The sequence below is a fragment of the Pseudomonas sp. FP2335 genome (assembly GCF_030687535.1).
Taxonomy (GTDB): domain Bacteria; phylum Pseudomonadota; class Gammaproteobacteria; order Pseudomonadales; family Pseudomonadaceae; genus Aquipseudomonas.
On record NZ_CP117437.1, the window covers coordinates 4,839,432 to 4,861,362 of the forward strand.

18 protein-coding genes and 2 tRNA genes are annotated in these 21,931 nt (G+C 60.2%); 9 read left to right on the forward strand and 11 right to left on the reverse strand.

The window, feature by feature from the left end:
• Positions 1 to 68: 68 nt before the first annotated feature.
• The 5 genes from PSH81_RS21750 to colR all read right to left on the reverse strand — a co-directional run bounded on the left by PSH81_RS21750 (position 69) and on the right by colR (position 3,842).
• Positions 69 to 296, reverse strand: a complete 228-nt coding sequence (locus PSH81_RS21750; RefSeq protein ID WP_192299498.1) for a hypothetical protein — start codon at positions 294 to 296, stop codon at positions 69 to 71.
• Positions 293 to 1,012 (reverse strand): lipopolysaccharide kinase InaA family protein, encoded by a 720-nt coding sequence (locus PSH81_RS21755; protein WP_192299499.1) that lies wholly within the window; start codon positions 1,010 to 1,012, stop codon positions 293 to 295. Before PSH81_RS21755 ends, PSH81_RS21750 begins: the two co-directional genes overlap by 4 nt.
• A gap of 4 nt (positions 1,013 to 1,016) precedes the next feature.
• Positions 1,017 to 1,697: a class I SAM-dependent methyltransferase gene (locus PSH81_RS21760; protein ID WP_226456285.1), complete on the reverse strand. Its 681-nt coding sequence runs from the start codon at positions 1,695 to 1,697 to the stop codon at positions 1,017 to 1,019.
• A gap of 191 nt (positions 1,698 to 1,888) precedes the next feature.
• Positions 1,889 to 3,169 (reverse strand): HAMP domain-containing sensor histidine kinase, encoded by a 1,281-nt coding sequence (locus PSH81_RS21765; RefSeq protein WP_192299501.1) that lies wholly within the window; start codon positions 3,167 to 3,169, stop codon positions 1,889 to 1,891.
• On the reverse strand, positions 3,159 to 3,842 hold the full coding sequence (gene colR, locus PSH81_RS21770; RefSeq protein WP_016975511.1) for a two-component system response regulator ColR: 684 nt from the start codon (positions 3,840 to 3,842) through the stop codon (positions 3,159 to 3,161). The genes PSH81_RS21765 and colR overlap by 11 nt, the downstream gene beginning before the upstream one ends.
• A 201-nt stretch (positions 3,843 to 4,043) precedes the next feature.
• Between colR and PSH81_RS21775 the strand changes: the two genes are divergently transcribed.
• Entirely contained in the window at positions 4,044 to 5,993 is a 1,950-nt protein-coding gene (locus PSH81_RS21775; RefSeq protein WP_305391465.1) for an LTA synthase family protein, read from the forward strand.
• Positions 5,994 to 6,213: 220 nt separating this feature from the next.
• On the opposite strand, the gene groL is transcribed toward PSH81_RS21775, so the two are convergent.
• The 5 genes from groL to PSH81_RS21800 form a co-directional block, all read right to left on the reverse strand.
• Positions 6,214 to 7,860, reverse strand: a complete 1,647-nt coding sequence (gene groL, locus PSH81_RS21780) for a chaperonin GroEL (RefSeq protein WP_226456287.1) — start codon at positions 7,858 to 7,860, stop codon at positions 6,214 to 6,216.
• A 50-nt stretch (positions 7,861 to 7,910) separates the two neighbouring features.
• Positions 7,911 to 8,207, reverse strand: a complete 297-nt coding sequence (gene groES / locus PSH81_RS21785) for a co-chaperone GroES (RefSeq protein WP_124525003.1) — start codon at positions 8,205 to 8,207, stop codon at positions 7,911 to 7,913.
• A gap of 247 nt (positions 8,208 to 8,454) precedes the next feature.
• Positions 8,455 to 8,931: an FxsA family protein gene (locus tag PSH81_RS21790; protein ID WP_226456288.1), complete on the reverse strand. Its 477-nt coding sequence runs from the start codon at positions 8,929 to 8,931 to the stop codon at positions 8,455 to 8,457.
• A 66-nt stretch (positions 8,932 to 8,997) separates the two neighbouring features.
• Entirely contained in the window at positions 8,998 to 9,729 is a 732-nt protein-coding gene (locus PSH81_RS21795) for a HugZ family protein (protein WP_226456289.1), read from the reverse strand.
• Positions 9,730 to 9,835: 106 nt separating this feature from the next.
• Positions 9,836 to 10,843, reverse strand: a complete 1,008-nt coding sequence (locus PSH81_RS21800) for a DUF481 domain-containing protein (RefSeq protein ID WP_192299506.1) — start codon at positions 10,841 to 10,843, stop codon at positions 9,836 to 9,838.
• A gap of 143 nt (positions 10,844 to 10,986) precedes the next feature.
• Here PSH81_RS21800 and PSH81_RS21805 point away from each other — a divergent pair, with 143 nt between their 5' ends.
• From PSH81_RS21805 to PSH81_RS21820, 4 genes are all read left to right on the forward strand, one after another.
• The gene (locus tag PSH81_RS21805; protein ID WP_226456290.1) at positions 10,987 to 11,349 is read left to right on the forward strand and encodes an MGMT family protein; all 363 of its coding nucleotides are present in this window, start codon (positions 10,987 to 10,989) and stop codon (positions 11,347 to 11,349) included.
• A gap of 43 nt (positions 11,350 to 11,392) precedes the next feature.
• Positions 11,393 to 12,925, forward strand: a complete 1,533-nt coding sequence (locus PSH81_RS21810; protein ID WP_305391466.1) for an AmpG family muropeptide MFS transporter — start codon at positions 11,393 to 11,395, stop codon at positions 12,923 to 12,925.
• Between the two features lie 195 nt (positions 12,926 to 13,120).
• Positions 13,121 to 14,836 (forward strand): proline--tRNA ligase, encoded by a 1,716-nt coding sequence (locus PSH81_RS21815; protein ID WP_305391467.1) that lies wholly within the window; start codon positions 13,121 to 13,123, stop codon positions 14,834 to 14,836.
• A gap of 20 nt (positions 14,837 to 14,856) precedes the next feature.
• Positions 14,857 to 15,810, forward strand: a complete 954-nt coding sequence (locus PSH81_RS21820; protein WP_192299510.1) for a hypothetical protein — start codon at positions 14,857 to 14,859, stop codon at positions 15,808 to 15,810.
• A gap of 130 nt (positions 15,811 to 15,940) precedes the next feature.
• Here PSH81_RS21820 and dinB read toward each other — a convergent pair whose 3' ends face one another.
• Complete coding sequence (gene dinB, locus PSH81_RS21825) at positions 15,941 to 16,999, reverse strand: DNA polymerase IV (protein WP_305391468.1); 1,059 nt, start codon at positions 16,997 to 16,999, stop codon at positions 15,941 to 15,943.
• 279 nt (positions 17,000 to 17,278) lie between these two features.
• On the opposite strand from dinB, the gene PSH81_RS21830 reads away from it, so the two are divergent.
• The 4 genes from PSH81_RS21830 to PSH81_RS21845 all read left to right on the forward strand — a co-directional run bounded on the left by PSH81_RS21830 (position 17,279) and on the right by PSH81_RS21845 (position 21,828).
• A tRNA-Met gene (locus tag PSH81_RS21830) sits at positions 17,279 to 17,355 on the forward strand.
• A gap of 207 nt (positions 17,356 to 17,562) precedes the next feature.
• A tRNA-Met gene (locus PSH81_RS21835) sits at positions 17,563 to 17,639 on the forward strand.
• Positions 17,640 to 17,905: 266 nt separating this feature from the next.
• Positions 17,906 to 20,548: a bifunctional lysylphosphatidylglycerol flippase/synthetase MprF gene (gene mprF / locus PSH81_RS21840; RefSeq protein ID WP_226456292.1), complete on the forward strand. Its 2,643-nt coding sequence runs from the start codon at positions 17,906 to 17,908 to the stop codon at positions 20,546 to 20,548.
• Positions 20,548 to 21,828, forward strand: a complete 1,281-nt coding sequence (locus PSH81_RS21845; RefSeq protein WP_226456293.1) for a virulence factor family protein — start codon at positions 20,548 to 20,550, stop codon at positions 21,826 to 21,828. The genes mprF and PSH81_RS21845 overlap by 1 nt, the downstream gene beginning before the upstream one ends.
• Positions 21,829 to 21,931: the final 103 nt, after the last annotated feature.

Consider the following 21,931-nt stretch of genomic DNA (forward strand, 5'->3'; position numbering starts at 1 on the left):
AGCCCGCTCACTACAGGCAAAAAAAAGGCCTCGCTGTGCGAGGCCTTATTCAGGGGGGTTGAATCGTTTCAACTTTGCGGCCTCATGCCTTGAGACATCCCAAACATGAACAGCAACAATTCATGATCAGGCTTGACCGCCGTGCTCGCCTTGGCAACGCGCGGCAACAGGCATTGCGCGCCACCCTGCGTGGCACTGAGCACTTGTGTGCGAGGTTGTTCCCACGCCGCCAGGGCGAGCGCCGCAACGCCCAGCGCCCCAACCAGGAACAGACCTCGTGCTATTTCTAGCTTCATCTGGTTAAACCCTTGATAGCGCTGCCAAACGCCGTCTCGTAAAAGTAGCTGAGTTTGTTCCAGTCAGCGCTGCTCCACGACGAATGGCGCCGCAACTGCTGCATGTCGTGAGAAGCCGCGCGATAAGCGGTCAGCCGCTGCCGGCATTTTTCGAAGTCCAGCAAGGCAATCTCCACATTGGCCGAGTCGCCTTCGCCGGTGACACGGATAAAGATGTGCTTGATGTACAGGCAGCCATGCTGCCAGCGCCCCTTGTGCATACGCACCAGCGTGCCGGCCAACTCCTTGAGAACACGTTCGTGAACCAATTCGCCGTACTGTTCGCGGCCACCGGCGGCATACCAGTTTTCGATTTCATCGAAGCCATCCAGGGCGGCCGTCACCAACAGTGCTTTCCACTGGTGCTCGGGGTCGCGACGCGCCCCGCAAAACACCAGGTCCGGCACGCGCACATCGAGGGAGCGCAGGCCCTTGAGCGCGTCGCGCTCACGCAGCACGGTGGGCCGTCCGAAGGGATGCAGCCAACTGCGGTAGATGTGGCCGGTCTGGCGCTTGCTGTAGAGCAAGTGGCCGTTAGGACCGGTCACCCGTTGCACGCCACTTTCACCGCCGCGCCGACGATTGGGTTCCTCGACCCATTCGCCCTGCTGGCGCCAGAAAAAATCAAATCTCTCCTCCGGAGCTACGTGACTGCCCGCTACGCACTCAACTGCCATCCTGTTACCTCTTTCTCAGTACATACACTCGCCACATGGCGTAGAGCGGCATGAAGTCCAGAGATTCCTGAACGCGGAAACCGGCCTGTTCGAATTCGTCTTCAACAGTAGCAGCTGGTAACACAAAACGGTTTTGGTAACCTTCTTGCTCACCTTCGCCACGCCGTTTTTCTTCGAGACGCTTACGCTTCCAGGCCTTGAAATTGCCATCGACCCACAATGAAAGGATCACGCTGTCGCGTGTAACCCGCTGAAACTCGCGCAGTATCGCGACCCGATGCGCCGGATCACCAATATGGTGTAGCAGACGCATACAGAAAATGCTGTCGACCGAGTTATCCGGCAAATCGATATCAAAGGCAGATGTCTGCAAGGGTCGTACCCGTTTCACCACATCGGCGGGTTGGGCGGCCATTGCGACCTTCAACATCGATTCGGAATTGTCCGCACCAATGATCACGCGGTTGGGTTTTTCGGCCAACAGCGGCCAGAAACGCCCGGCGCCACAAGGCAGGTCCAGCACCAGGCCAGGCTCACCGGCCATGGCCAACGCACCACGGGCCAATTGCTCGTCGCGTTTGTGGGACAACCGGCGAGCCAGATTGTCCTTATGCTTGAGCAAATATTCTTGGGCGTGCTGATCGTCGTACTTATCGGAAAATTCGAGCTTGATCGGGGAAGACATCAACGGATCTCCAGTAGCTGATGCCTACAACCTTAAGCACCCTACTGTGATCATCAGGTCAACTGTTTGTGAAAAAGTTGTCCTGTCGAATCCCATACATTTCAAGACTTTACAGACACATTCAGTATCATTGCGCCATGTTCGCCGAAATTCGACGCAGGCTTGCCGCAGCATAACGGCAAGCCTGGCCCTCAGGACTTGACCTGGCTCAGCTCAACATGAAAGCGGCAGCCGTTGGGTTCCATGGTGCTCAAGCTGACGCTCCAGCCCTGGTTCTCACAGATCCGTTGCACCAGCGACAAGCCCAGGCCGAGGCCTTCGCCGCGCTTCTCGCTGCCACGCACGAAGGGCTCGAACATGGCTTCGCGTTTGTCTTCCGGGATGCCGACGCCCGAGTCTTCCACCACGAAGCCTTCGGGCTCCAGCGTCAGGCGGATAAAGCCGTGCTCGGTGTAGTGCAAGGCATTGCGCAGCAGGTTGCCCATCACCGCGTGCAGGAAGGTCGCGTTGTAGCGGGTATCCAGCGGGTTGCCCGGCTGGTAGATCAACTCCAGGCCCTTGCACTCGATAGGTTCGCGCCAGAGGCCGAGCAAGTCGTCGGCCACCTGCTTGAGGGTCACCCGAGGCGACATGCTGCCATCGTCATGCTGGGCACGGGCCAGCATTAGGAAGGTCTGCACCAGTTCGCGCATTTCCGCGCAGGCGCGAGCGATCCGCTCCACCTGGTTGCGCCCACGCTGGTCGATGGCAGGGTTTTCCAGCAACAATTCACAGGAGCTGGCCAGCACCATCAGCGGCGTGCGCAATTCGTGACTGACATCGCTGGTAAACAACTGCTCGCGAGACAACGCCTGCCGCAAACGCCCCAGCGTGGCATCGAACGCCACGGCCAGTTCGCCCACTTCATCGGCCGCGTAGTCCGGCGCCAGGGGCGGTGCAAGGCCCAGCAACTGGTCGCGATGACGCACCTGGCGGGCCAGACGCACCACCGGCGCCATCACTTTGCGCGCCAGCACCCAGCCGAGGAATACCGCCAGGGCCAGGCTGAGCACAAAGCCCACCAACACGACGGCAAACAGTACGCGCTCACGCTCTTCGAAATCGCTTTGATCCTGCAGCAATACGTAGCGCCGACCGTCCACCACTTCGACCATGGCGTGGTACGACAGCGACTCGCGGAACACTTCATGGAAGCCGGGCTCAAGGTGACGCAGATCCTTGGGCAGGTCGAAATCACCGGGGCCGCCGCTGAAATAAAACAGCTGGTCCGGCTCGGGGCGGTGGTTCCAGTCCTCGACGCTGTCCATCAGCAGCAGACGTTGCAAGTCACCGCCGAGGCCCGCCGAGATCAATTTCTCTTCCACCAGGTGCACGGTCGCAACGATGCCCATGGCGAAGGCCCCCGCGACCAACGCGCTCATCAAGGCAAAGGCGATGATGATCCGTTGGGCAAGGCTTTGCTTAAACTCCATCACGCCCCTCGGCCAGGCGATAACCGACACCGTGCACCGTTTGCAGCAATGGCTTGGCGAACGGTTTATCGATTACTTGGCGCAATTGGTGGACGTGGCTACGCAGGCTGTCGCTATCAGGGCAGTCATCACCCCACAGGGCTTCTTCAAGGATTTCGCGGCGAAGTACATGCGGGCTTTTTTGCATCAGCACCGCCAGCAGCTTCAGGCCGACCGGGTTGAGCTTGAGCAGGCGCCCTTCGCGGGTGACTTCCAGGGTGTCGAGATCGTAATGCAGGTCGGCCACTTGCAGGGCACGCCGCCCGCCACCCTGGGCGCGGCGCAGCACGGCTTCGATGCGCGCGGCCAACTCCGACAGGGCAAAGGGTTTGAGCAAGTAGTCATCGGCGCCGGACTTGAAGCCCTGCAGCCGGTCATCCAGTTGGTCGCGCGCGGTGAGCATGATCACTGGCGTGTCGCGACGGGCGTCTTCGCGCAGGCGTTTGCACAGGGTGTAGCCATCGATACCGGGCAGCATGATGTCGAGCACGATCAGGTCGTAATGCTCGGTGGCGGCCAGGTGCAGGCCCGACAAACCGTCCTGCGCACAGTCCACGGTATAGCCTTTGAGCCCCAGGTAATCGGCCAGGTTGGCCAGAATATCGCGGTTGTCTTCAACCAATAGAATTCGCATGGGCAGTGTCTCCGTACGCGGTAACGGCCGTGTTGGCTCGCGCAGCTTAAGGCCAAGTGTGGTTCAGGGATAGACCTGAAGGGCCGGTCGATAAAGGATTTCAACCGATTTAGCCTTACAACGAGTTTTTCACTATAGCTTCACAAACTGACTACAGTGTCAGCACGAAAATCGCCGCCCATCGATATAAGGAATTTGGACATGGGGTTTCTCAAAACCGCGCCTATGCGCTATTTGCTGCTTGTAACCGGGGCCTGGCTCCTGGTTTTCCTGCTCACGCGTGGCGTGTTGCTCATCACTCACCTCGATGAAGTCAGTGGCAACCTGCTGCCAGTGTTTGGTGTGGGCCTGCTGTACGACCTGGGTTTCCTCGCCTACGCCGCCCTGCCGCTGGGCCTGTATCTGCTGCTCTGCCCGCCTGCGCTGTGGCGCCGCCGTGGCCATCGCTGGTTCCTGCAAGCGGTGCTCAGCGTCAGCCTGTTCGCGATGCTGTTTACCTCGGTGGCCGAGTGGCTGTTCTGGGATGAATTCGGCGTGCGCTTCAACTTTATTGCCGTCGATTACCTGGTGTATTCCGACGAGGTCTTGAACAACCTGCTGGAGTCCTACCCGATCGGCAAACTGCTCAGCCTGCTGGCGATGCTCGCGATTGTGTTGAGCCTGGTCCTGCGCAAGCCGTTCAACGCGGCGATGAACGCGCCGCTGCCGCCACTGCGTGGGCGCCTGGTGACTGCGTTGAGCCTGCTGGTCATCACGGGCCTGAGCCTGCAACTGATCAGCCAGGACAGCCCGCGCACCCAAGGCGGCAATGCTTACAACAACGAACTGGCCAGCAACGGCCCGTATCAGTTTTTCGCCGCCTTCCGCAACAATGAGCTGGACTACCCGCAGTTCTACAAAACACTGCCGGCAGATGTAGTCGCCCAGCAATTGCGGGCCGAACTCAGCGAGCCCAATGCACGCTTCATCGGCAAAGACCCGCTGGATATTCGCCGCGCCATCGACAACCCCGGCACGCTGCGCAAACCCAACATCGTGCTGGTGACCATCGAAAGCTTCAGCGCCAAGTACATGGGCAGCAACGGCGATGAACGCAACCTGACGCCCAACCTCGACGCCCTGCGCAAGCAAAGCCTGTACTTCAACAACTTCTACGCCACTGGCACTCGCACCGACCGCGGCCTGGAAGCGATCACCCTGGCGATCCCTCCGACGCCCGGCCGCTCGATCGTCAAGCGCATTGGCCGCGAAAGCGGTTTCGCCAGCCTCGGCCAGCAACTCAGTGCCATTGGCTACGACAGCGTGTTCGTCTATGGCGGGCGCGGTTACTTCGACAACATGAACGCGTTTTTCAGCGGCAACGGTTATCGGGTGGTGGACCAGAGCAGCGTGCCGGAAGCGGAAATCTCGTTTAAAAACGCCTGGGGCATGGCCGACGAAGATCTCTACAAACAAACCCTGAAACTGGCCGATGCCGACTACGCCAAGCAGCAACCGTTCTTGCTGCAACTGATGACCACCTCCAACCACCGCCCCTACACCTACCCGGACGGGCGCATCGACATCAAGTCCGGCAACGGTCGTGACGGCGCGGTGAAATACACCGACCACGCCATCGGCGAATTCCTGCAGGCGGCGCGCCAGAAACCCTGGTTCGATAACACGATCTTCGTGTTCGTCGCCGACCACACCGCCGGCAGCGCGGGCAAGGAAGACCTGCCCATCACCAACTACCAGATTCCGCTGTTCGTCTATGCACCCAAGCTGATCGACCCTCGGGAGTCCGCGCAACTGGCCAGCCAGATCGACCTTGCGCCGACGTTGTTGGGGCTGATCAACCTGAGCTACGAATCGACCTTCTTTGGCCGCAACCTGTTGCAGGACAACCCACTGCCACCGCGCGTGGTGGTCGGCAACTATCAGCACCTGGGCTTGTTTGACGGCAAGGACCTGGCGATCCTCAGCCCACGCCAGGGCTTGCGCCGCCACGACCAGGCCCTGGGTGAGAGCCAGGAGTCGCGGGTGGGCAGCGATGATCCGTTGATCCAGCGAGCGATCACCTACTACCAGGCAGCCAGTTATGGGTTCAAGCAGCAGTTGTTGAGCTGGAAGGGCCCCAAGGATGCGAGCCCGCAACTGACCGAACGTTGATTGTAGTGAGCGGGCTTGCCCGCGCTGGGTGGCGAAGCCGCCCCAAACGGTACGCCGCGGTGTTTCAGAGAGACCGAGGCGCCTGGATTTGGGGCAGCTTCGCCCCCCCGGCGCGGGGCAAGCCCGCTCACTACAAAGGCGCCTGTTAATAAATGCCGATAAAAAAGCCCCGCCTGCATCGCTGCAGGCGGGGCTTTTTCAGTGCGGGGGTAAGGCTGGCTTACATCATGCCGCCCATGCCACCCATGCCGCCCATGTCTGGCATACCGCCGCCAGCTGGAGCGGATTTGGTCGGTGCATCAGCGACTGCCGCTTCAGTGGTCAGGATCAGACCGCCGATGGAGGAAGCAGCTTGCAGCGCCGAACGAGTCACCTTGGTAGGGTCCAGGATGCCCATTTCGATCATGTCGCCGTATTCGCCAGTTGCAGCGTTGTAACCGAAGTTACCTTTGCCGCTCTTGACTGCGTTGACCACAACGCTTGGCTCGTCGCCGCTGTTAGCGGAGATCTGACGCAGCGGTGCTTCGACAGCACGACGCAGTACAGCGATACCTACGTCCTGGTCAGCGTTGTCGCCTTTCAGGCCACTGATCGCTTCCAGAGCACGGATCAGCGCAACGCCACCGCCAGGTACCACGCCTTCTTCAACGGCTGCACGGGTAGCGTGCAGGGCGTCTTCAACGCGGGCTTTCTTCTCTTTCATTTCAACTTCGGAACCAGCGCCAACCTTGATCACTGCAACGCCGCCGGACAGCTTGGCCAGACGTTCTTGCAGTTTTTCACGGTCGTAGTCGGACGAAGTCTCGGCAACCTGGGCGCGGATCTGGGTGATGCGCGACTGGATGTCAGCGTCAACGCCAGCACCGTCAACGATGATGGTGGCTTCCTTGGAGATGGTCACGCGCTTGGCGCTGCCCAGGTTTTCCAGGGTGGCGCTTTCCAGGCTCAGGCCGATCTCTTCGGAGATAACGGTACCGCCGGTCAGAACGGCGATGTCCTGCAGCATGGCCTTGCGACGGTCGCCGAAGCCTGGAGCCTTGACGGCTGCAACCTTGACGATGCCACGCATGTTGTTCACAACCAGAGTCGCCAGGGCTTCGCCTTCAACGTCTTCGGAAACGATCAGCAGTGGGCGGCCGGCTTTGGCAACGGCTTCCAGCACTGGCAGCATTTCGCGGATGTTCGAGATCTTTTTGTCGACCAGCAGGATCAGCGGGCTTTCCAGCTCGGCAACCATGGTGTCTGGCTTGTTGACGAAGTACGGGGACAGGTAGCCACGGTCGAACTGCATGCCTTCTACAACCGACAGTTCGTTTTCCAGGCCAGTGCCTTCTTCAACGGTGATCACGCCTTCTTTACCGACTTTTTCCATGGCTTCGGCAATGATGTCGCCGATGGAGCTGTCGGAGTTGGCGGAGATGGTGCCTACCTGAGCAATAGCCTTGGTGTCAGCGCAAGGCTTGGACAGGTTTTTCAGCTCGGCAACGATGGCGATGGTCGCCTTGTCGATGCCGCGCTTGAGGTCCATCGGGTTCATGCCGGCAGCGACGGCTTTGTAGCCTTCGTTGACGATAGCCTGAGCCAGTACGGTGGCGGTGGTGGTGCCGTCGCCTGCGTCATCGTTGGCACGGGAGGCAACGTCTTTGACCAGCTGCGCGCCCATGTTTTCGAAACGGTCTTCCAGTTCGATTTCTTTGGCGACGGAAACGCCGTCCTTGGTGATGGTCGGAGCGCCGAAGCTCTTCTCGATGATCACGTTACGGCCTTTAGGGCCCAGGGTCGCTTTTACTGCGTCAGCCAGGATGTTGACACCGGTGAGCATTTTCTTACGGGCGGAGTCGCCGAATTTAACTTCTTTAGCAGCCATGATCGATATTCCTTAAATACTTTGTAGTAACGGGAAAATGAGCGGGGAAATCAGTCTTCCAGAACGGCGAGAATCTCGTTCTCAGCCATAACCAGCAGGTCTTCGCCGTCGACTTTCACAGTGTTGCTGCCGGAGTAAGGACCGAATACAACCTTGTCACCGACTTTAACGGCCAGCGCACGAACATCACCGTTTTCCAGAGTCTTGCCTGGGCCTGCAGCGACGATCACACCGTGGTTGGCTTTTTCAGCAGCCGAACCTGGCAGAACGATACCGCCGGCGGTTTTCTTTTCTTCTTCGCTGCGCTTGATAACGACGCGGTCGTGCAGAGGACGAAGCTTGCTCATTGTCGATCTCTCCTAATTGTGTTTTTCATCGGCCGGTATCAGTACCGGCGGGTTGTATTCCGGCGGTGCCGGTCGCGTCTCGCCAAGCAAGACGCGGAAGTCTGTCTGGTGTTGCCACCAGAAACCTTGCGGTGACCGTTACATAAGGGCGCATAAGCCGATTACAAGGGGCCTCGGCGGAAATTTTTTACGTGTGCCGACGGCTGAAAGCAACACGGCACCCGAAGGTGCCGTGCCAAAGAAGCGGTTATTTGCTGTCGCGATGTTCGAACTCGCCTTCGATCACATCCCCTTCACGCCCCAGCGGTTGGCGCGGGGCCGGGCCGCCACGGGGTTGCAGGTCGTCGGCGAAAGCCCGCTGGCGCAGCGCTGCCTCTTCGGCGCGCTGGCGCATCTTGCCGGCAAGCAACTTGCGCGAGAACGGCAACAGCAACACCAGGCCAACGACGTCGCTGATGAAACCCGGCAGGATCAACAAGCCGCCGGCCAGGGCCATCATCAGGCCTTCAAGCATGGTCTGGGCTGGCAGCTCGCCACGGTTCAAGCTCTCACGGGCACGCAGCGCAGTGGCCAGGCCGGCGACGCGCAGCACCAGCACGCCAAGCATCGAGCCGAGAATGATCAGCAGCAGCGCCGGGAAAAACCCGATGGCTCCGCTGACCTGAACGAAGACGAACAGCTCCAACACTGGAAATAGCAGAAAGAGCAATAAAAAAGGGCGCATCAAATGGTTCCTCAACGCAAGAATGCCTTGCTAGTCCACCTTAGATGACGTCGCCGTTTCGTGAATTCAAGCGCTGGCCACTGTTTTTTTCGGCCAGACCTCGGCGTGAGCCAATGAAACCAAGGCTTCGCGCACTTGTGTCGGCGTATTGCAAGACTCCGCGAAGGGCAGCCAATGCAACGACTGGCCGATACGCAGGTGCATGCCTTCGCTGTCGATGCCAGCCAGTTGCGCAGGTTCGGAGGTAGGCAAGCCGGCCAAGGCGACGTAGTGGGCGATGGCCTTGGTGTGGTCGCTGTTCATGTGCTCGATCATGCTGCGCTCGGCCTTGCCGGCGAACGGGTTGGCCAGGGTGAGTTGATCAACCCAATGAATCGCGCCAAATCCGCCGATGTAGCGATGACGCACGGGCTTGAGCACCCAGAAGTCGAAGTCGTGAGCCTTATGGTAGTTGGCCGAGTCGGGAAAGTAACGGTAATAACGCTCTGCCGCCGCTTCGATCGCCGCCGGGTCGTCGATCTTTTCGGCCTCGGCCAGGTAGGTCAGGCGCCCCACTGCTTGCACGTCGTCCGCCTCGCGCTCGCCAACCAGCAGCGAGCACTTGGGGTCTTTTTGCAGGTTATGAGTGTGCTGGGCAATGCGGCTGATCAGGATCAGCGGGCGGCCCTGTTCGTCCAGGCAGTACGGCACCACGGAGCCGAAGGGAAAACCGGGCATGGCCTTCGATTGTGTGGCGAGAGCCCCACGGTATTCCTTGAGCAACAGCTCTCGGGCGTTCTTGGCAACCTGTGCGCTCAACGTATGACTCCTCGGGTATTCAGCCGCCCATGGCATATGGGAATGGATCTCAACACAAGGTAATCAATATCGGCGAAGGTTGCCAAGCGGGTTTTGTGCAGCCTTATTACCAGGCCACGCCGAAGCCGGCGGTATAGCGGGTCTTGCTCAGGCTGCTGTCGGAGTCGCCGCTGATGATGTCGCGCTCGGCCTTGAGGTTGAGGGACGCCCATTCGGTGACTTTGTAGCGCAGGCCCATTTCCGCATCCAGGGAATAATCGATCGGCCCGTCGATCGGCTTGCCCAATTCGCCCATGGTGAAGAACTCGACGGTCTTGCCCACCAGGTAGCGGTTGTAGTTCCACTTCATCGCTGCCGAGTAGAAATGGTCCTTGCCGCCCTCGGCATATTCATAATCGGTGCGGTTGATCAGCGAGCCGAGGGAGAACGCGCCCAGTTCATCATCCCAGAACTGGTAGCCCGGGCCTGTACCGACGGTACGCTGGCGGGACAGGTCTTCAACCTTGTCGCGCTTGTAGGTTAAACGACCCTGCCAGAACCAGTGTTCGGTGAGGAAGCGGTCCAGGTCATATTCCAGCGCCCAGTTGTCGGTGGTGGTCACGTCGTCCTGGAACTCGCGGTTGTACTCGCCCTGCCCGGTGTGGCGCCATTGGCCATGCCGCGCGCTGGTCTTGAAGTCGATGTCGTAGTCATTGGTGTCTTTCTCGGCGCGCTTGTAGTCCAGCGCCAGGTCGACATTGCCCTTCCACACCAGGTCTTCGATGACCGGCTTGGGCTTGATGATCTGCTGGATGCTGGCCAAATCGACCGTCTTCGGCGCCTCGCCGTTGGCCAGCACCACCTTGCCGTCCTCTGCCGCCCTCAGGGACTTGGCCTTCTCGCCCGTGTAGGCATCCTGCTTGACCAGCAACTCCTGGTCGCTCTCCAGGGTCTTCACCTGCTTCCAGTCCACCGGGATGGCGCCTGCGTAGTCGGTCTGAATCAGCAGCTTGCCACCGTCGAAGACTTTGATCTTGCCGCTTAGGCGGTCACCGTTCTTCAACCAGACGGTGTCAGCCAGCAAGGGCGTGGAAGCACTGAAAACAGCAAGGCACAGCAGGGTTCTGGACAACATAAGCGGATTCGGAGCTCAGGATTGGCGAAAAGGGCGCGTTATCGTGTTAGATAGCTAGGACTGACTCAAGGATTTATATTGAGTTCAATTCTCATCGGCACGTTTACAGACGTTTCTTACAATAAGACCGATGTTTTCAACGGATGCGCACAGTGAATCAACCCGCCGATACGCCGCAAAGCCCTGCCGAAATGCGCCGTACCGCGCTGTACCTGACGCTGGCCCAAGTGCCTGAAGGTTGCGTGGTGAGCTACGGTGAGTTGGCCCATCTGGCGGGTTTGGGCCGCGCTGCACGCTGGGTCGGACGCACCCTCAGCCAGTTGCCCGAAGACACGCGCCTGCCCTGGCATCGGGTGTTGGGTGCCGGCGGTCGGATAAGTCTGCCGGTGGGCAGCGCCTCGGGCGACGAACAACGTGCGCGTTTACGCAGCGAAGGTGTCAGTATCCTGAACAATCGCGTGGATATTCAGCGTCATGGCTGGCGCCCGGTAGAGCACAGCGGTTAGAGTGCGCGCTTTGTTTCCGCAAACCTGAGGCAGACTCCAGCCCATGCCCCGTAAAACCTGGCGCGCCGCGCTCGCTGCCTATGCCAGCCCCTCGACGTTGGTCCTGTTGTTGCTCGGCTTTGCCGCCGGCCTGCCTTACATGTTGGTGTTCTCGACGCTTTCTGTGTGGTTGCGTGAGGCCGGAGTGGCTCGCGAAACCATCGGCTATGCGAGCCTGATCGGTTTGGCCTACGCCTTTAAATGGGTCTGGTCGCCGCTGCTCGACCAATGGCGCCTGCCGCTGTTGGGCAAACTCGGACGTCGTCGTTCCTGGCTGGTGTTGGCCCAGTCGCTGGTGATCCTCGGATTGATCGGCATGGGTTTCTGCGACCCGCAGAAACACTTGTCCTGGCTGATCGCCATCGCGGTCGTGGTGGCCTTCGCGTCCGCCACCCAAGACATTGCCGTCGACGCCTACCGCCTGGAAATCGCCGACGACACCCGCCAGGCCGCCCTGGCCGCCAGCTACATGTCCGGCTACCGCATCGCCGCCCTGCTGGCCACGGCCGGCGCACTGTTCTTTGCCGAAGGTTTCGGCTCTACCGGGTTCAACTATCAACACTCGGCGTGGCTCGGCACCTATGTGCTGTTTGGCGTGCTGATGGTGCCTGCGCTGCTGACCACCCTGTTCATGCGTGAACCGAACGTGCCACTGCGCACCCAGTTGCAAGCCGGACGCTACAGTTTTGTGCACCAGCTGGTCTCGGTATTCGTACTGATCGTGCTGTTGGTGTCGGTGCCGGCAATGTTCACCCAGCTGTACAACACCGATTTCGACAGCGTGCTGTTCCACGGCATGAGCGTGTGGGACCTGCTGATGGACGACCGCGCGTTCCTGCGCGCCATCCTCTATATCACTCTCACCGCCTTGTGCCTGTCAGCCATGGGCCGTCGCGGCCTGGCGCCGGTGCTGACGCCGGTCAACGACTTTATCCTGCGTTACCGCTGGCAGGCGCTGCTGCTGCTCGGGCTGATTGCCACCTATCGCATGTCCGACACGGTGATGGGCGTGATGGCCAACGTGTTCTACATCGACCAGGGCTTCACCAAGGACCAGATCGCCGGAGTCAGCAAGATCTTCGGCCTGATCATGACCCTGCTCGGCGCCGGTATGGGCGGCTTGCTGATTGTGCGGTTCGGTATCCTGCCGATCCTGTTCATCGGCGGGATCGCCTCGGCTGGCACCAACCTGCTGTTCGTGATGCTTGCCGACATGGGCCCGGACCTGCAGATGCTGATCTTCACCATCTCCCTGGATAACTTCAGTTCCGGCCTCGCCACTTCGGCGTTCGTGGCCTATCTGTCGAGCCTGACCAACCTCAAGTTCTCCGCCACACAATATGCGCTGCTCAGCTCGATCATGCTGCTGCTGCCACGCCTGATCGGCGGGTACTCGGGGGTGATGGTGGAGAAGTTCGGCTATCACAACTTCTTCCTGATTACCTGCATGCTGGGCGTGCCAACGCTGTTTCTGATCGCGTTGCACTGGTTCCAGGAGAGTCGACGGATTCGGTTGAACCCACCGGTAGAAGACTGAGCCTGTGGGAGCGGGCTTGCTCGCGAATGTGGTGGGTCAGTAACGGATTTAGCGCCTGACACTGCGCATTCGCGGGCAAGCCCGCTCCCACACAAGCCCCACATCCCCCTCTGCGTTCGGATGCCTGTACTCCGACAGCTTGCGCCCGTACAATCCCAAGTCATTTCAAGTCCAAGCAACCGACAACGGCCTACCATGCGTACCAGTCAATATTTGCTCGCCACACAGAAAGAAACGCCTTCCGACGCGGTCGTGATCAGCCATCAACTGATGCTGCGTGCCGGTATGATCCGCAAACTGGCCTCCGGCCTGTACACCTGGCTGCCCATGGGCTTGAAGGTGATGCGCAAGGTCGAAGCCATCGTTCGCGAAGAAATGAACGCCGCCGGCTCTCTGGAAGTGTTGATGCCGAGCACCCAACCGGCTGAGTTGTGGCAGGAATCCGGGCGCTGGGAAGAGTACGGCCCTGAGTTGCTGCGCTTCAAGGATCGTCACGGCCGCGATTTCTGCGCCGGCCCGACCCACGAAGAAGTGATCACCGACCTGATGCGCAATGAGCTGAGCAGCTACAAGCAGCTGCCGCTGAACCTGTATCAGATCCAGACCAAGTTCCGTGATGAGATCCGCCCACGCTTCGGTTTGATGCGCGGCCGCGAATTCATCATGAAGGACGCCTATTCGTTCCACGCTGACCAGGCGTCCTTGCAGGTCACCTACGACCGCATGCACCAGGCCTACTGCAACGTGTTCACGCGCCTGGGCCTGAAATTCCGCCCGGTTGAAGCGGACAACGGTTCCATCGGCGGCGCTGGTTCCCACGAGTTCCACGTGCTGGCCGAATCCGGCGAAGACGACATCGTGTTCAGCAACGGTTCCGACTACGCGGCGAACATCGAGAAAGCCGAAGCCGTGCCACGGGAAACGTCCCGCCCGGCACCGGCCGAAGAACTGCGCCTGGTGGACACCCCGGATACCAAGACCATCGCGGCCCTGGTGGAGAAATTCAATCTGCCGATTGAAAAGACCATCAAGACCCTGATCGTGCGCGCCGAAGAAGAAGGCAAGCTGATCGCCCTGGTGATCCGTGGCGACCACGAACTCAACGAAATCAAGGCTGCCCAGCAACCTGGCGTGGCCAGCCCGCTGGTCATGGCCACCGATGCCGAACTGCGCGACGCCATCGGCGCCGGTGCCGGCTCCCTGGGCCCGCTGAACCTGCCGCTGCCGATCATCATCGACCGTTCGGTCGAGCTGATGAGCGACTTCGGTATCGGCGCGAACATCGACGACAAGCACTACTTCGGCGTGAACTGGGAACGTGACCTGCCGGTTCCGACCGTGGCCGACCTGCGTAATGTCGTCGCCGGCGACCCGAGCCCGGATGGCAAGGGCACCCTGGAAATCAAGCGCGGCATCGAAGTCGGGCACATCTTCCAGCTGGGCAACAAATACAGCCAGGCGATGAACTGCAAAGTGCTGGGCGAGAACGGCAAGCCGGTGATCCTGGAAATGGGCTGCTATGGCATCGGCGTTTCCCGTGTGGTTGCCGCTGCCATCGAGCAGAACCACGACGAAAACGGCATCATCTGGAGCGACACCCTGGCGCCGTTCCAGATCGCCCTGGTCCCCCTGCGTTATGAGACCGAGCTGGTACGTGAAGCCACCGACAAACTGTATGCCGAACTGACGGCCGCCGGTTTTGAAGTATTGCTGGATGACCGGGACAAGAAAACCAGCCCGGGCATCAAGTTCGCCGACATGGAACTGATTGGCATCCCGCACCGGATCGTGGTCAGTGACCGTGGCCTGGCCGATGGCAATCTGGAATACAAGAGCCGGACCGAAGCCGAAGCCCAACCGTTGCCGGTGGCTGACGTGCTGTCTTTCCTTCAGGCGCGTATTCGTCGCTGAAAACCAGATCAAGAGAAGTCATGTTCAAGCGAAACACCAGAGCCCTGGGGGGCGCCGCCTTGTGCGGCGCCCTGCTGGTCAGCGGCTGCGCCAACCAGATGTCGCAACGCAGTGAGCACGAGGAGCGGGTCGAGCGTAAGTTGCTCGACCACAGCCTGCAGATTGATGTAGGCGAACCCAAAGTGCTGGAGCTGCCGCAACGCCGGGTCCGGATTCACGAGCAGAAGACCTTTGAGGTCACCGAGTTCGAAGTCACCCGTCGTTATGACCGCTACACCCCCTACCAGCCCTGGCGCAAACTCTATGAGATGCCTTTGGGTGCCGTCGCCCTGGTGGCCGGCGCGGGCGCCAACGTGGTGAATATCTTCGCCCTTGGCAACCTGCCGGCCAGCGTGACCCGCGACTGGCTTACCTACGGCGTGGACGGCCTCAACCCGTTCATGAACGTGCAATCCCACGGCCGTGCGCAACAGAACCTGGCGGGTATCGATGAAGTCCAGCGCGACAAGCGCGTGGAGTATTCGAGCCTGCCCTGGAGCGAACGTCCGGTACAGGTTACCGCCGGCAAGCAAACCCATGAGTTGACCACCGACCGTAACGGCGTCCTGCGCCTGAACCTGCTGGACAGCCCATTTGCCGAGCAAGACCTGAACCGCGTCACCACCCTGAAAATCAGCGTGGAAGATGGCCAGGACGACGTGCATTCGGACTCGACCCTGGCGATCAGCAGCAACCTGCGCGGCAAGTTGCTCGAAGCCCACGGCCTGATCTATGACGACCTGGAAGATGACGAGGTGAACCAGTGGGTGCACCGAGTCAAACGCCTGTCGGAGTTGGGCCTGGAGGAAGAAGCCAGCGAGCTGGAACAAAGCCTGATCGAACTGACCCGCAATGACCCCGAGTTGCAGCAGGAGTTTTTGCAGGCGTTGACCAAGGATGCGGGGCGGTTGGTGGCGGACCCTGGGGCTCGCTAAAACGTTAAGACAGTTAAATATCCAAAATGTGGGAGCGGGCTTGCCCGCGATTGCGGTGAGCCAGCTTGCATATAACTGGCTGACCCACCGCTATCGCAGGCAAGCCAGCTCCCACCGTTCTATCCGGTTTTTACCAGGAAAATTCGAGTTGTTCATTGCCGCTGCTCAGATCCAGCAAGCGCACCCCAATCCCCAGCAACCGCACCGGCTTCCCACCCCGATTAAACGCCTGCATCAGCAGCTGTTGATAACTCTCCAGATCCCGCCCTGCCCCCGCCTGCTCCAAAGTGGTCTGGGTAAAGTCATGAAACTTCACCTTGACGAACGGCTTGCCCGCACGATAACTGCTGTCGATACGCGCCATGCGCCCAGCCAGGGTTTCCATCAGTTCAGGCAGTTTTGCCAGGCAGCTTGAGAGATCCGGCAGGTCCACATCGTAGGTGTTTTCCACACTGATCGATTGCCGGCGACTGTCGTTCTGCACTGCCCGGTCATCAATCCCACGGGCCAGGCTCCAGAGCCGCTCGCCAAAACTGCCGAATTCGCGCACCAGTGCCAGCTTGTTCCATTCCCGCAGTTGCAGACAATCCTCGATACCCAGGCGCGCCAGCTTGTCGGCGGTGACCTTGCCCACGCCGTGCAACTTGCTCACCCGTAGCTGCGAGACAAAGTCTTCGACCTGGTCGGGGGTAATCACAAACAGGCCGTTGGGCTTCTTCCAGTCACTGGCGATCTTGGCCAGGAATTTGTTCGGCGCTACGCCTGCGGATACGGTGATGTGCAGCTGGTTGGAAACCCGGCGGCGAATGTCCTGGGCGATACGCGTGGCACTGCCGCCAAAGTGTGGGCTATCAGAGACATCCAGGTAGGCCTCATCCAGCGACAGCGGTTCGATCAGGTCGGTGTAGTCGCGAAAGATCGTCTGGATTTCCTTCGACGCTTCCTTATAGGCGTCCATGCGCGGCTTGACGATGGTCAGGTCCGGGCAGAGCTTCAGGGCGTGGCGTGAAGACATGGCCGAACGCACGCCATAGGCCCGGGCTTCGTAGTTGCAGGTGGCGATCACCCCTCGCCTGTCTGCCGAGCCACCGACCGCCAGCGGCTTCTGCGCCAGGCTCGGGTCATCGCGCATCTCGATGGCGGCGTAGAAGCAATCACAGTCGACGTGGATGATTTTGCGTTGCGTCATATAAACAGAGGGTTGATTCAACGGATCGCCAGTATCGCACTCACCCCTGTATATAGCACCAGTAGTTTGAATCTTCCGCTTAAGCGGTAGGAAATATCCCAGATGAATTTATTTTCTCAATCGAATTCGGCATCCCAATAGAGCTGAAACCCTCGGCCACACTGGCCTGGAGCGCTTCCAGAGACCTTCGTGGAGAGCTAAGCGATTGAACCACAAGCGCTTTTCTTCAACTCAGCGGTTGACACCCCAGCGATCCTCTGTAGAATGCCGACACACAGACGCGGGATGGAGCAGTCTGGTAGCTCGTCGGGCTCATAACCCGAAGGTCGTCGGTTCAAATCCGGCTCCCGCAACCAAACATCAAAAAAGGCTACTCGAAAGAGTGGCCTTTTTTGTGCGCGCCTGTTTTGGGGATGTATGAAAATTGTAAGACAAAAAAGTCTTTCCCCATCGCGCACTTACCGCGCACGGCCAACCGATGACAGTCAATTCACACTTATTTGACCCATTAGTTGATTAACGGTTGACACCCCGCCGCTTGGCTGTAGAATGCCGCCCACAGACGCGGGATGGAGCAGTCTGGTAGCTCGTCGGGCTCATAACCCGAAGGTCGTCGGTTCAAATCCGGCTCCCGCAACCAAACATCAAAAAAGGCTACTCGAAAGAGTGGCCTTTTTTGTATCCGGTGAAAAAGTTCTTCTGAAACAATGACATGGCATCTTTCATGAAACCGTACACGGTTTGTAGAGTCCATTTCATCGCACGCTATGCTTAATCCTCTACGACCAATGGCCGCAGTCGCCGCCCCCGGCGATACGCGTTAATATTTGTAATTATTTTGTCCATAGGGATTGGTAACTTGGCTGGATACCTCCATCCTGTCGCGCACAATCCACGAGGTGATTGATGCGCGCCAACTCGTCTGAACCACAAGACACCGTCACAGCAGAACAACCGATCACTCCCACCCGTTTGCGCTGGCTGGATCTGTTGAGCAAATACCGCCAGCCCATCGGATTGGCCGTCACCCTGTTGCTGTTTGCTATCGCCCTGATCGCTTGCCGACACTTGCTGCTGGAACTGGATCTCTACGCTCTCCACGACTCGATCCTGGAAGTGCCCAAGCCTGCCCTGCTGGGTGCGTTTGCCGCAGCGGTGGCCGGGTTCGTCATTCTGCTGGGCTACGAATTCTCCGGCGCACGCTATGCCGGGGTGAAGTTACCGGCCAAGACCCTGGCCCATGGCGGTTTCACCGCCTTTGCCATTGGCAACGCGATTGGCCTGTCGATGCTCTCCGGCGGCTCGGTGCGTTACCGCCTGTATGCTCGCCACGGTATTGGCGCTTCGGAAGTCGCCCGCATGACCGTGTTCGCCAGCCTGGCGCTCGGTTGTGCCCTGCCCCCTCTCGCCGCCCTGGCCACCTTGAGCAACCTGCCCGCCGCGGCCACGGCACTGAATTTGTCGCAAGGTTTGCTCGGCGGCGTCGCCGGTGCGGTGCTGTTGCTGTCGATCGCACTGTGCGTCGGCCTCTATCGCCGCCGCCTGCCGGAGCAACCGTTTGCCGACAACCTGCTGGTCAAGATCGGCCGCCGCACCCTGCGCCTGCCCGGCGCGCGTCTGACCTTCCTGCAACTGGTCATCACCGCACTCGACGTCGCCGCTGCCGCCACCGTCCTTTATATGCTGCTGCCGGAAGCGCCACCGTTTGGTCCGTTCCTGCTGGTGTACCTGCTGGCCCTCGCCGCCGGTGTGCTCAGCCATGTGCCGGGGGGTGTCGGGGTTTTCGAAGCCATCCTGCTCGCGGCCTTTGCCGATAAGCTCGGCGCCGCGCCGCTGGCCGCCGCTCTGCTGCTTTACCGCATGATCTACGTGGTGCTGCCGCTGCTGATCGCCTGCGTATTCCTACTGGTCAACGAAGCCCAGCGCCTGTTCCAGACCCAGCAAAGCCTGCGGGTTGCCTCAGGCCTCGCGGCACCGGTGTTGGCCGTGCTGGTTTTTTTGTCCGGCGTGGTCCTGCTGTTTTCCGGCGCCACGCCAGAAATCGACTCACGCCTGGAAAACATCGGTTTCCTGATTCCCCACCGCCTGATTGACGCCTCGCACTTTGGCGCCAGCCTGATCGGCGTGTTATGCCTGCTGTTGGCCCAGGGCCTGCGTCGACGCCTGTCGGCCGCCTGGATGCTGACCATGGTGCTGTTGCTGGCGGGCGCCCTGCTCTCGCTGCTCAAAGGCTTCGATTGGGAAGAAGCCAGCTTGATGACCATGACCGCGATCCTGCTGGCGATCTTCCGACGCTCGTTCTATCGCGCCAGCCGCCTCACCGAACTGCCGTTCTCGCCGCTGTACCTGGTGGCCAGCGTCTGTGTGCTCGGGGCGTCGATCTGGCTGCTGCTGTTCGCTTACCAGGACGTACCGTACAGCCATCAGCTGTGGTGGCAGTTCACCCTGGACGCCAACGCCCCCCGCGGCCTGCGCTCGCTGCTGGGCGCCGCCGTGTTGCTGGTGATCGTGTCCCTGACCTGGCTGCTGCGTACTGCGCGCCCGGTGATCCACCTGCCGACACCTGACGAACTGGAGCGCGCCAGCAAGATCCTGATGGCCTCGTCCCAGCCCGACGGCGGCCTGGCGCTGACCGGCGACAAGGCGCTGCTGTTTCATCCCAATGATGAAGCTTTCCTCATGTACGCCCGTCGTGGCCGCAGCCTGGTAGCCTTGTACGATCCGATCGGCCCGACCCAACCTCGCGCCGAAATGATCTGGCAATTCCGTGACCTATGCGACATCCACCACGCCCGCCCGGTGTTCTATCAGGTGCGTGCGGAAAACCTGCCGTACTACATGGACATCGGCCTGACCGCGATCAAACTGGGCGAAGAAGCCCGCGTCGACCTGAAACGCTTTGACCTGGAAGCCAAGGGCAAAGAGATGAAGGACCTGCGCTACACCTGGAACCGTGGTACCCGGGACGGCCTGTCCCTGGAGATCCATGAACCGGGCACCGCGCCGATGGATGAGCTCAAAGTCATTTCCGACGCCTGGCTGACCGGCAAGAACGTGCGCGAAAAGGGTTTTTCCCTGGGCCGTTTCAGCGACGACTACCTCAAGCACTTTCGCATTGCGATCATTCGCTTCGAAGGGCGCCCGGTGGCCTTCGCCAACCTGCTCGAGACGTACAACCATGACCTGGCCAGCCTCGACCTGATGCGCGCCCACCCGGACGCACCCAAGCTGACCATGGAGTTCATGATGGTCGGCCTGATTCAACACTATAAGAGTCATGGCTACGCCCGCTTCAGCCTCGGCATGGTGCCGTTGTCGGGCCTGCAGCCACGTCGCGGCGCACCGCTGACCCAGCGCCTGGGTTCGATGGTGTTCCGCCGTGGCGAGCAACTGTATAACTTCCAAGGTTTGCGCCGCTTCAAAGACAAGTTCCAGCCCGACTGGGAACCCCGTTACATGGCCGTGCCCGCAGGACTTGATCCGTTGGTGGCACTGGCCGATACCGCCGCCCTGATCGCGGGCGGCTTGACTGGATTGGTGAAACGCTGATGATTCGACGTTCCTGGCGGTATGTATTGGCCCTGGTAGTGCTGCTCGCCCTGGTCGCGGGCGCTGGCTTTTGGTACTGGAGCCGCCCTGCCCCGCAGCCGACCCTGGAGCAATTGCCCCAGGCCGACGGTTCGGTGATCACCCGCGTAACCCCGAACGGCACGCCAAAAGCTCGCGTAGCGGTGGCCGTGATGGCCGAAGAAACCCTGACCGACAGCCAACTGATTGCCCTGAGCCAGGGTGGTAAAGCACAAATCGTCCAAGTGATCCTGCCAAAGGATGACTGCAAGTTGCAGGAACAAGCGCTGCAAGGCGCTCTGGCCCAGCTCAAAGGCCCGGCCACCCTGGTCAGCGGCATCGGCCCTGGCGCAGCCCTCGCCTGGCGCTGGCTGGCGACACAGAACGACGACAAGGCCAATGCCATCTCCGTCGGTTTCGCCCTGGTGCAGGAAGGCTGCAAGGACCCACTGCCGAAAACCTCGGCCCACGGCAACTGGCTGGTGGCCTGGAACGATAACCCTGACGATGAAAGCGCCAGTTTCGTACGCGACACACCGCGCGCCACCACCAGCATCAGCGACTACGACATTCATTACCCGCAAGTGCTGAACAACGAGCTGCGTAAGCAACTGGTGGGCTCGGACAACGGCGGCCTGGCGATCCCGGTGGTCGAAGTGCCCGCTGGCCAGGCCAAGGACACCGTGACCCTGTTCCTCTCCGGTGACGGCGGCTGGCGTGACCTGGACCGTGACGTGGCCGGTGAAATGGCCAAGATCGGCTACCCGGTGGTCGGCATCGACACGCTGCGCTACTACTGGCAGCACAAGACTCCGGAACAAAGCGCCAAGGACCTCACCGAGCTGATGCAGCACTACCGGCAGAAATGGGGCACCAAGCGCTTCGTGCTGACCGGTTACTCGTTCGGTGCCGACGTGCTGCCAGCGATCTACAACCGCATGCCGGAAAACGAACAGCAACGGGTAGATGCGATCATCCTGCTGGCATTCGCCCGTACCGGCAGCTTTGAAATCGAAGTGGAAGGCTGGCTGGGCAACGCCGGCAAGGAAGCCGCGACCGGCCCGGAAATGGCCAAGCTGCCGCCAGAGAAGGTGGTGTGCATCTACGGTGCGGAAGAAGTCGACGAGAGTGGCTGCACCGACAAAACCGCTGTAGGCGAAGCCTTGAAGCTACCCGGTGGGCATCACTTTGATGAGAACTACCCGGCGCTGGCCAAGCGCTTGGTGGACATCATCGTCAAGCACCAGGCCAAGGCCGAGTAATCCTGCGCCATACGCAAAACCCAATGTGGGAGCGGGCTTGCTCGCGAAAGCGGTAGATCAGTCACAGCAACTTTGACTGACACTCCGTATTCGCGAGCAAGCC